Genomic DNA, 10,379 nt, shown 5'->3' with positions numbered 1-10,379 from the left:
CCAATGAAAAAAGCCTATATCATTGTACAGGCGCATAATGGTCGTTCGATGCTCAGGGACCTGAGAAAAGCCGGCCTTTTGCATATCGACACCCAGCAAATACGGAATGACCGGATTGAGGGGCTTGAAAAGTCATTCGACCAGATCAGCCAAATACGTTCCTCCATTGAAGATTTGCAGGACAAGAAGACCAAGGTGCAACAGCTCTCTCTCTCTGATGAAGCCTTCGCCGAGGTGTTGGAGCGCTATCAAGGGCTTTTGGACAGCAGGAAGAAACTTGAAGAAGAGATGGCTCATGACAAGATCCAGATTGATTCATTGAAAGCTTGGGGTGATTTCGACCCCGACCAGGTCCGTTCACTTGAAGCACAAGGGATCAAGTTGTTCTTCTATACGCTTTCAAAGAAAGACTTGGAAAGACTTGATTCCTCCATAGAGTACTTGAGATTGGCACCCGTGGGAGGCCTTGAAGCGATTGCCACGGTTGGCAGCGAGCTTCCCCCCGAAGTGTCTGCTACTCGATTTTTCCTTCCTGAGCACGGGCTTGGATTCCTGCAAAATCGTTTAGCATCCAATGAAAAATTCCATGCCCAGGTTCTGCAGGATTTGAAGCGTGGAGGAGCATATCTTGATGCTCTTTCCCTGCAGCTGAAGAAAATCGAGATGGCGATGCGATTTGAACGGGTTGGACAGTTGCTTGAGACAAGCGACGAGCTGACCTGGATATGCGGCTATCTGCCTGAACCGGAAGTTGCAAAGTTTGAGAGCCTTGCAAAGACCCATCAGTGGGCCTATCTGCTCGATGATGTCTCACAGGAGGATACTCCTCCAACCCTGATCAAGTATGCAAAGGGTGTGGGAATCATCAAGCCGGTGTTCGACATCCTGGGAACGGTGCCCGGTTACCGTGAAAATGACATCAGCACTTGGTTTTTGCTCTTCTTCACCCTCTTCTTCGCCATGATCATTGGAGATGCGGGCTATGGCTTGATCTTCTTGGCTATAGCGGTCGGGTTGCATGCAAAGCAAAAGAAGGCGACAACCTTGGTGATGCTCATCTATGTCTTGAGTATTGCTACGGTGGTATGGGGCAGCTTGACAGGTACGTGGTTCGGGTCGAAAGAGATCCTGATTGCTCTTCCTTTCCTGCAGAAGTTGGTGATTCCTTCCATTTCCAACTATCCCGAGCTCTTTGGCCTTAGTGCCGTCCAAGCCCAGAACCAAGTGATGAAGTTCTGCTTCATCATCGGTACGGTCCAGCTTTCCCTGGCCTGCATCATGAACATCATCCACAAGATTCCGGAGAAGAATTTGAGTTTTGTCGCTGACATCGGATGGTTGATCGATATCCTGGCGTTGTATTTCATCGTTCTCCAACTGGTAGTGGGAGAACCTGCCAATGTTATGATGGTTTTCAGCATCGTCGGGGTAGGATTCCTGCTGGTTGTCGGATTTGGAAGTCAAGGTCCCGGTGTACCGTTTTTGAAGGGCTTGCTCAGCGGGTTGGGTGGCTTTTTCACCACCTTCCTCAATACCATCAGCGCCTTCTCGAACATCATGAGCTACATCAGATTGTTTGCAGTCGGCATGGCGTCGGTGGCAATCGCCCAAAGTTTCAACAGCATGGCAAGCGGCATGCTCGGCGGATGGGCTTTGCCGGCCGGTCTTTTGATTTTGGTTATCGGGCACTCCCTGAACTTGGTGATGGGGTTGCTCAGTGTGGTCGTACATGGGGTGCGTCTCAATCTCTTGGAGTTCTCCGGCCAGCTTGGAATGGAGTGGACCGGGATCGCATATGAACCGTTTGCACAAACGGTGGAAGAAAACTAATCGTTGTTTGGTAACAACTAAGGAGAAAATCATGGCAAATTTGGAATTTATCGGAATGGCTTGTGCCTTGGCTCTTTCAGCTCTCGGATCGGGACTGGGTGCAGGTGCTGCAGCTCAGGCAGCCGTCGGCGGTTGGAAAAAGTGCTATGCCAATGGCAAGCCCGCTCCCTTCATCATGGTCGCATTCGCTGGTGCTCCACTTACCCAGACCATCTATGGCTTCTTGTTGATGAACTTCATCTCGGCCGCCATTGCCGCCGGCGCTGCATCAACCCTGGCTCTTGGTGTTGGAGTCTTCGGAGGTCTTGCCATCGGTCTTTCTGCATGGATGCAGGGAAAAGTGGCCGCCAATGCTTGTGATGCACTCGCTGAAACAGGAAAGGGAACCGCCAACTACTTCATCGTCATCGGTATCGTTGAGACCGTGGCACTGTTCACCCTCGTCTTCAGCCTGCTCGCTCTGCAATAAGCAGCTTACCAAGCAACGGTTCATCAAGAAGGGCATCCTTGTTCAGGGATGCTCTTTCTTGTGTGTTCAGCTATGGCTGCGTTCAAAATCCAACAACCACGCTTTCTTCCCCAAGCCTCCCTCATAACCGGTCAATGAACCATTTGTTCCGATAACACGGTGGCAGGGGACGAGCAGGGCAAGCCTATTGCGGTTGTTGGCCATTCCGACCGCCCGGCAAGCCTTTGGATTGCCGATGGCACAGGCAATCTCTGCATAGCTTGCAGTCTTGGCGTAGCCGATATTCAGCAAGGCGGCATATACGAGTTTTTGAAACCGGGTTCCCTCGATTGCCAAGGGCAGGGTGAATGCTTTCCTGGTACCGGCAAAATACTCATCCAATTGCTGAAAAGCCAAATCGAGCAAAGGATGATCTGCTTCAGGCCCTGCGCCCGAGCCATGAAAGGAGAGCTTGGTGATGGCGGTCTCACTACAGGTCAGGTACAAGGGTCCTATCGGGCTGTTATACGGTTTGGTATAGTACATGACAAAACTGTACGGCACCTTCAAGAGCTTGGCAAGCAGACCCAGGCCTTGACGCTTCTTGTAAGAGCTTTCCCTTTTGGTATATCCTAGGCTTCAGGTGAGGTGGCAATGATTCACGATAGTCTCGCAAATCTTACACAATATGCTCCCATTCTTGAGAGCTTTGACCGGATCCAAGAGGTCCTGGCCTCATCGCATGAGGAGAGGACCTATCAAATCGGGACACTTTCCGTGACCGTGGAATCGTATGTTCCGACCGCTTTTTCCGGTACCTTCAGAGCCCATGATTCAGCTGCGACCCTTGTGGTGATGCTTCAGGGAGAGGAATTGTTCGGCTTGACTTACAGCGAGCGATGCAAGGGGGTTGCCAAGGACGATGCAGGTTGGATGGAGATCAACGACAGTCCGATCAGCACGGTCATTACGGCGAAGCCTGGGATGTTCACCCTGTTTATGCCCAGGGAACCCTATGCCCTGGGTATTGCAGGCAAGGACTCGACCTCCGATGTGAAACGAATGACAATTGTCTTGGAGTCGTAGGATCATACTTTACAATTGTAAAGTGTTTGTGTACGATGGACGAGGAGAAGTACAATGACAGGTGACCATCAGGTAATGATTGGAAATGCAATACTGGGCAGGGGTTTTCCGATTCTCATACAAACGATGTATGACAGCGCCCTCCCAAAAGACATTGGGGCACTTGATGACCTGCTCAGACGGATAGGCAAGCTCAATGCCATGGGCTGTGATATCATACGATTCTCCTATCCTTCCAAGGACGATCATGCATCGTTTGCATATATTTGCAAGCACAGCCCCATTCCCGTGGTTGCTGATATTCATTTCGATTATCAGCTCGCCTTGGATGCGATTGCGTGCGGATGCCGGAAAATCCGGATAAATCCAGGCAACATCGGCTCAAGATGGAAGGTGGATGAGGTGGTCAAGAGCGCCAAGGACCACAACACGGCCATCAGGATTGGTTTGAACAGCGGATCGCTTCCCAAAGGCAATGATCCTGTACCAATTCTTATGTGCAATACCGCCTTGACCTATCTCTCCTGGTTTGAACAGGCGAACTTCACCAATACCGTAGTATCACTGAAGGCCAGCGACACCGAGGTCACCCTCGAGGCGAACCGTCTCTTTGCAAGTCTCAGTGACTATCCTCTGCATCTTGGTGTCACCGAAGCGGGATCGGTTGTCAGTGCAATCACCCGCTCCACGTGGGCGTTGGGCCAGCTCCTGAGCGAAGGTATCGGCAATACCCTGAGAATCAGCATCACCGGTGAGATCGAGACCGAAGTGCAGGCAGGAGTAGAGCTGTTGAGAACCCTCGGGTTGCGCAAGAAGGGTATACGGGTTGTCAGTTGCCCTCGTTGCGGCCGTCATAGTTTCGATTCACAGGGATTTTTACAGTCCATCGAGGCAGACCTGCTGACCATCGACAAGGATTTGACGGTGGCCATCATGGGGTGTCAAGTAAATGGGCCTGGAGAAGCCAAAGCAGCTGATTTGGCGATCACGGGCATCGGCAACAGCATCTTTCTCTATGAGAAGGGTGTGTTGGTAAAGAAAGTCACGCAGCAGGATGCCAAAGCTGCTTTGTTGGAAGCCATTGAACATGCCAAATAGATTGATTATCAAAGGTGCGAGAGAACACAATCTGAAGAACCTTGACCTCGAATTGACCAAGGACCAGCTGATCGTCATCAGCGGGATTTCCGGAAGCGGCAAAAGCTCGCTTGCCTTTGATACCATTTTCGCCGAGGGACAGCGACGCTATGTGGAAAGCCTCAGCTCCTATGCTCGAATGTTCTTGGACAGGATGGACAAACCCGATGTCGATTACATGGAAGGCTTGAGCCCTGCAATCGCCATCGAACAGAAATCAACCCATCGCAATCCTCGCTCGACTGTTGGAACGGTTACCGAGATTTATGACTATTTTCGTCTCTTGTGGGCGCGCGTGGGGGCTCCTCATTGTCATGTGTGCGGCCGTCCTATCAGCGAGATGAGCATCGACCAGATCATCGATGCCATTTTCAAGGCGCAGGAAGGCACAAGAATCATTGTCAGTGCACCAGTTGCAATCGGGAAGAAGGGGGAGTTCAAGAAAGTCTTTGACGATGCAAAAGCTTCTGGATTTGTCAGGGTCAAGGTCGATGGACAGATGTTCAATCTGGAAGACCCCATCAAGCTGGATAAACAGTACAAGCACTCCATCGATGTCGTAGTCGATCGACTGATTTTAAAGAGCGAAATCCGTACTCGTCTTGTTTCGAGTATTGAGACCTGCATCGAGATGACCCAAGGCTTGGTAAAGATCACCTTTTTGGGTGACAACGATGAGGAACATGAAGAGATTTACAGTGAGCGCAACAGCTGCGCCCATTGCGGAATCACCATGCCGGAACTGGAACCCAGGCTTTTTAGTTTCAACAATCCTTTTGGTGCATGTCCTGAGTGCAACGGCCTGGGGGTTAAGACGGAATTCGATCCCGACCTGGTGATTCCCGACTACTCGAAAAGCTTCAACGAAGGCGCCATTGCTACCATGAACCCCGATGCCCAATGGGCCCGCTCCCAGTTCGAGGCTCTTGCAAAACATTTCAAGTTCACCTTGGATACTCCCTTCGCTGATTTGAAAGAAGAGACGATCCAGGCGATTCTCTATGGGACGAAAGAACATGTTTTCGTTGAGTATACCAGGGAGAAGTCGAGCCAGACCTATCGGGTTGAAAAACCGTTTCCCGGAATCATTCCTGATTTGCAACGTCGGTACTATGAGACGAACAGCATGCAGATCAAGATGTGGATGAACAGCTTCCAGACTTCGAAAGTCTGTCCGGTCTGTCATGGCGACCGGCTCCGTGAGGAAGCCCTTGCCGTCACCATCAACGACTTGAACATCATGCAGGCGACCAGGTTGTCGGTCAAGGAAGCGAATGGTTTCTTCCAGAAGCTGACCTTGACTGAGAGCCAGCAGCAAATCTCCTACCAAATCCTGAAAGAGATTCGCAGCCGACTCTCGTTTTTGCGTGATGTCGGGTTGAATTACCTGACCCTTGATCGCAGCAGTGCCACCCTCAGTGGGGGCGAGGCCCAACGCATCCGCCTTGCTACGCAGATCGGTTCCGCCTTGAGCGGCGTGCTGTATGTGTTGGATGAACCTTCCATAGGCCTCCATCAGCGAGACAATCAAAAACTGATTGACACGTTGAAACACCTCAGGGACTTGGGCAATACGGTCTTGGTTGTGGAACACGACGAAGCAACCATTCGTGAAGCTGACTACCTCGTTGATTTAGGCCCGGGGGCCGGTGTGCATGGCGGCTACATCACCGCACAAGGCAAGCCGGAGGAGGTCGCCCTCAATCCCGACAGCATCACTGGCCGGTATCTCTGCGGTGAACTGAACATGGAAATTCCTTCCACCCGAAGGGCCGGCAATTCCCATGCCATTCGCATTGAAGGTGCAAACAAGAATAATCTCAAACACATCGATGTAGAAATTCCCTTGGGGAAATTGGTCGTTTTCACCGGAGTTTCCGGGAGTGGAAAGAGTTCTCTGCTCAATGAGGTGTTGCTACCCGCTGTACGCAGGCAGCTTTCCCGCAAACATCCGAACTATGATGGGTTTTCCACCATCTCGGGGGTTGAGAACCTGGACAAGGTGATCAACATCGACCAAAGCCCGATCGGAAGAACTCCAAGGAGCAATCCGGCAACCTATGTCGGTGTGTTCACTGCGATTCGTGAACTGTTTGCCTCCTTGCCTGACAGCAAGGCACGGGGGTACAAGAGCGGGCGCTTCTCTTTCAATGTGCAGGGCGGCCGATGCGAGAACTGTCAGGGCGACGGTACGCTCAAGATTGAGATGAATTTTCTTCCTGATGTGTATGTTACCTGCGATGTGTGCCACGGCAAACGTTTCAATAAGGAAACGCTGGCTGTCAGATACAAGGGCAAGAATATTCACGAAGTCTTGGATATGACGATGGAGGAGGCGAGTGAATTCTTTAGCGCCATCCCAAAAATCAAGCGCAAGATAGATACCCTTGTTTCTGTAGGTCTTGAGTACATAAAACTTGGTCAGAGTGCCCTTACACTCAGCGGAGGAGAGGCTCAGAGGGTCAAGTTGAGTCTGGAGCTCTCCAAGTACGGGACGGGGAAAACCTTGTATGTGCTTGATGAGCCCACAACCGGACTGCACTTTGCCGATGTGAAGAAGTTGATGGAGGTCCTCAACCGGCTGGTTGATCAAGGCAACACTGTGCTTTTGATTGAACACAACCTCGATGTGATCATGCAAGCCGACCACCTCATCGATCTCGGCCCCGAAGGCGGGGACGGCGGCGGAATGGTCGTGGCAACCGGAACTCCTGAGCAACTTGCCCTATGCAAGGACTCCCACACAGGGTATTATCTTGCTCAGATGTTCCATGAGAAAGGTTGAACGTGCGCCAAACAGGATTATCTGCCTTTTTGCCCTGATATGCATCATGGGTTCTGTTCTGTATGCACAAGCTGACAATTTGATGCTTGCGCTCAGCATCCAGCAGGCGGATGAAAGAATCCTCGAGGAAATGGCTCGCTTGAGGAACCTACCTCCTGCCGAGCCCGAGTTGTTGCGTCGGCAGCTGCTTGCCTATCACCACTTGGAAGTTGCTTCCTTCGCTTTGCAGGAACAGACCGACAGGCAATATGAGATGAGCATCATCTCTGCCGACCGCTTGACTACAAACAGCGCGTCCTCCCTTGTTCAGCTTGACGGCAATGTGGTGGTTTCCTTCAAGTTGGAAGGGGAGGAGAAGGAAAAAAAATTATCCGCCCAAAGAATGCTCATCGATCTGGAGCATTCCATCCTCAGTGCACAAGGCTCCGTGTCCTATGCAGACCCGCAAATCGATAGCGCTTTGCAACACGTTGAAGGCACCATCATTACCCTTGATTGGTCAAATTCCCTCTTATTCATAAAGGGGGCAACAACCCAAAGCGAGAAAACCAACAGCGAAGACCAGAAAATAACCCTCTACACCTCCGGAAAACAGATAACGTATGCCAGTAAGGCGTCAAGTCTTGTCTACAGCGATGGGTGGATCGGTACCAAGAGGGAAGACCCTCTCTCTTCCATCAGGGCGAAACAGCTCATGTTTCTCAGTGGCGGGGATTTGATGATACAGCATGCCACCTTGCATATTGGAAGGGTTCCGGTGTTTTGGACACCATTTTTCTTGTTTCCGGGGAACAGGATGGCAGGTAATCCTGCAATGGGTTTTTCCAGTGAGCGGGGAATGTTTGTTTCTACGAGTTTTGAATTGTTTGGGACCAATCCAAAGCTTGCAGAGAGTGAAAAATCCAGCTTTGCCAGTCTGCTCTCTGCATCAAACAGCCAGGCATTGTTTCCCGATGGAATCCTCTACACGGCGAGGGAGAGCGAATCCGCTTTTCAGAACTGGGCGCGACTGAGCGGCTCCTACCTGACTTTTTTGGCGGATGCCTATGAACTGGCTGGATTACACACCGCCCTTACCAGTCATATCTCCCTTTTGGAAAAAAAATTAATCATCGATTCACATGGGTCTCTTGCCCTCTATATCGATGGCAAGGACACCTTGACTGCCTATTCTGATGCTCCTATCCATCGCTATTACGGTGAACACTCCCTCAAGCTCGACACAACCTATGCTGATATCCGTTTGGATGTTCCTTATTACTCCGATCCCAAGGTGAAACGACTCTATGCAAACCGTCTGACCATGTTCTCGTTCGACGCCCCCTTGGGAAAGACACAAGAGTTTCCCACCGATTTCAACAGTGACATTACCAGCTATACCTGGAAGCTTGCCAGTTCTTTCAAACTTCCCAAGACTGTGTTGTCCCCTTATCTTTCCACCCTGACCATCTCCAGTCTCAGCGCACAGGCGAGATGGGATTGGCAGAGTGAGAACAACGAATACAGCTATGTTTTGAAGAACGTAGTCATCCCGGAGTTGCAGATGAACATTTCCGGTTCACTGCTCTCTCTCTCTTCACCGATTGAACCCAAGAAGGCCGAGAAGATTGAAATGGCCTCTCTTGAACTTCCGCCGTTGGTTCCCAAAGCATATGAGACTGTTATAGCCGGTGCACAGAAGACAAAGACCGTTGCAACCCGGGACTTGGCATTCACCTATTCAATCGACCAGAAGCTTACGCACTCTCTGACACAGACCACTTCTGCCCTCGATTGGGAGGACGATGCGTATCTGTACAGCTTCACCAAAGGTTCTTTCGTCCTGTCTGCTTCACCACATTCTTACATGTTCAAGCTCTCACAGGAGATCATTCCCCAGATCAGCGTGGTTGAGGACCAGAGCAAGAATGTGTTTTACAACCAGGAGATGCAACTTTTCAGCGTCACCAAGGCAGAACTACCCCTGCTCGGTCTCTCCTATACACTCAGCCAACGCTTGTATCGATTCCAGCAGACACAGACAAAAGGGGTTGTAGAACCAGAAAGCAAAATAGAGGAGTATGCTTTTACCAAGGATACGGTAACCATTCACCAGATAAAATTCGAGAAGGCTGTATCGCTGGGAAATGGTACACTCACGCCATCTGTTGCAGCAAGTCTGCACCCGGTCACCCAATCCTTGCTTCCCAAGCTTTCCTACACGAATGGACCGTTTTTGCTTTCAGCCTCCTACCGATGGACGGAGCAGGACGATGTCTTGAAAAAGGATGCAATGTTCGGTCAAGTACGGTTTGCACTTTCAGCATTCACCTTCCAAGTCGATGCCAACTACGACCTCAAGAAAGATCCTCTGCGTACACTGGATACTCTTTCCTTGAAGCAAAGTTTGACAACTTCACTGTTTGCCAAAACCTTGAAGCTATCACAAAACATCTCCTACCAAGGCCTTACATCGAAGAATATCCAGGATTGGATTGATAATCTGACCTTCAAGGCTGAGGTTCCTTCCATTGCCGTCACCTATGTGATGCAAGGCCCAATCAACATGCTTGAAAGTCAAAAGCTGATTGCAACCATCAGCGCCAAACAGCTCTCCTTCAGAATGTGGAAACGACGCATTGAGTTCAGGCTCGGCCTGGATACTTCCTTCAATTTCCACTTCCAAGACAGGTATGCAAGCAGTCTGGATGTGGTTGGAAGCCTTGGGTTCAGTATTGCAGAATTTGTTGACTGCAATCTTTCCATCAAGAGTTCGAATACCGGTTTCTTCAGGTATTATGACAACCAAGGAGCTTTTTCCTTCCCGCTTTTATGGGAAGATCTGCTCAGAAGTTTCGATATGACGGGTGATGGACGCTACAAGACCCAATTCAACCTCAGTTCGATTACCTTTGATTTGGTCCACTACTTGGGCGATTGGTCGTTGAATTGTAAATACACCGGAAGTGTTGTATTATCGAACAATCAATACAACTGGGTTCCAACAGTATCGGTGTTCCTTACTTGGAATACCATCCCAGAGTTGAATGTGGCAGAGAAGTGGACGCAATCCGATCAAGAATGGATACGTACACCGGCAACATAGGATTGCGA

The 10,379-nt window shown here is 50.4% G+C and carries 7 protein-coding genes; 6 read left to right on the top strand and 1 reads right to left on the bottom strand.

Features of this window, described 5'->3' with window-relative positions; all coding sequences use genetic code 11:
- A partial coding sequence (locus B3K89_RS12920; protein WP_345907518.1) for an ATPase occupies nucleotides 1-1,830 on the top strand: 1,830 nt, incomplete at its 5' end.
- 31 nt (nucleotides 1,831-1,861) lie between these two features.
- The gene (locus B3K89_RS12915) at nucleotides 1,862-2,299 is read left to right on the top strand and encodes a V-type ATP synthase subunit K (protein WP_293896428.1); all 438 of its coding nucleotides are present in this window, start codon (nucleotides 1,862-1,864) and stop codon (nucleotides 2,297-2,299) included.
- A gap of 66 nt (nucleotides 2,300-2,365) precedes the next feature.
- On the opposite strand, the gene B3K89_RS12910 is transcribed toward B3K89_RS12915, so the two are convergent.
- Complete coding sequence (locus B3K89_RS12910; protein WP_293896425.1) at nucleotides 2,366-2,824, bottom strand: methylated-DNA--[protein]-cysteine S-methyltransferase; 459 nt, start codon at nucleotides 2,822-2,824, stop codon at nucleotides 2,366-2,368.
- Nucleotides 2,825-2,932: 108 nt separating this feature from the next.
- Between B3K89_RS12910 and B3K89_RS12905 the strand changes: the two genes are divergently transcribed.
- Genes B3K89_RS12905 through B3K89_RS12890 form a run of 4 tightly spaced genes read left to right on the top strand, consistent with a single transcriptional unit; the run spans nucleotide 2,933 to nucleotide 10,371 of the window.
- Nucleotides 2,933-3,364 (top strand): YhcH/YjgK/YiaL family protein, encoded by a 432-nt coding sequence (locus B3K89_RS12905; protein ID WP_293896422.1) that lies wholly within the window; start codon nucleotides 2,933-2,935, stop codon nucleotides 3,362-3,364.
- A 54-nt stretch (nucleotides 3,365-3,418) separates the two neighbouring features.
- The gene (gene ispG / locus B3K89_RS12900) at nucleotides 3,419-4,462 is read left to right on the top strand and encodes a flavodoxin-dependent (E)-4-hydroxy-3-methylbut-2-enyl-diphosphate synthase (protein ID WP_293896419.1); all 1,044 of its coding nucleotides are present in this window, start codon (nucleotides 3,419-3,421) and stop codon (nucleotides 4,460-4,462) included.
- Nucleotides 4,452-7,286 (top strand): excinuclease ABC subunit UvrA, encoded by a 2,835-nt coding sequence (gene uvrA / locus B3K89_RS12895; protein WP_293896416.1) that lies wholly within the window; start codon nucleotides 4,452-4,454, stop codon nucleotides 7,284-7,286. The genes ispG and uvrA overlap by 11 nt, the downstream gene beginning before the upstream one ends.
- On the top strand, nucleotides 7,273-10,371 hold the full coding sequence (locus B3K89_RS12890; RefSeq protein WP_345907517.1) for a hypothetical protein: 3,099 nt from the start codon (nucleotides 7,273-7,275) through the stop codon (nucleotides 10,369-10,371). Before uvrA ends, B3K89_RS12890 begins: the two co-directional genes overlap by 14 nt.
- The last annotated feature ends 8 nt before the right edge of the window (nucleotides 10,372-10,379 follow it).

The sequence above is a fragment of the Sphaerochaeta sp. UBA5849 genome, from assembly GCA_002432715.1.
GTDB lineage: Bacteria > Spirochaetota > Spirochaetia > Sphaerochaetales > Sphaerochaetaceae > Sphaerochaeta.
Note: the sequence above shows the minus strand (reverse complement) of the source record. Positions and strands in the feature narration are given on the sequence as shown.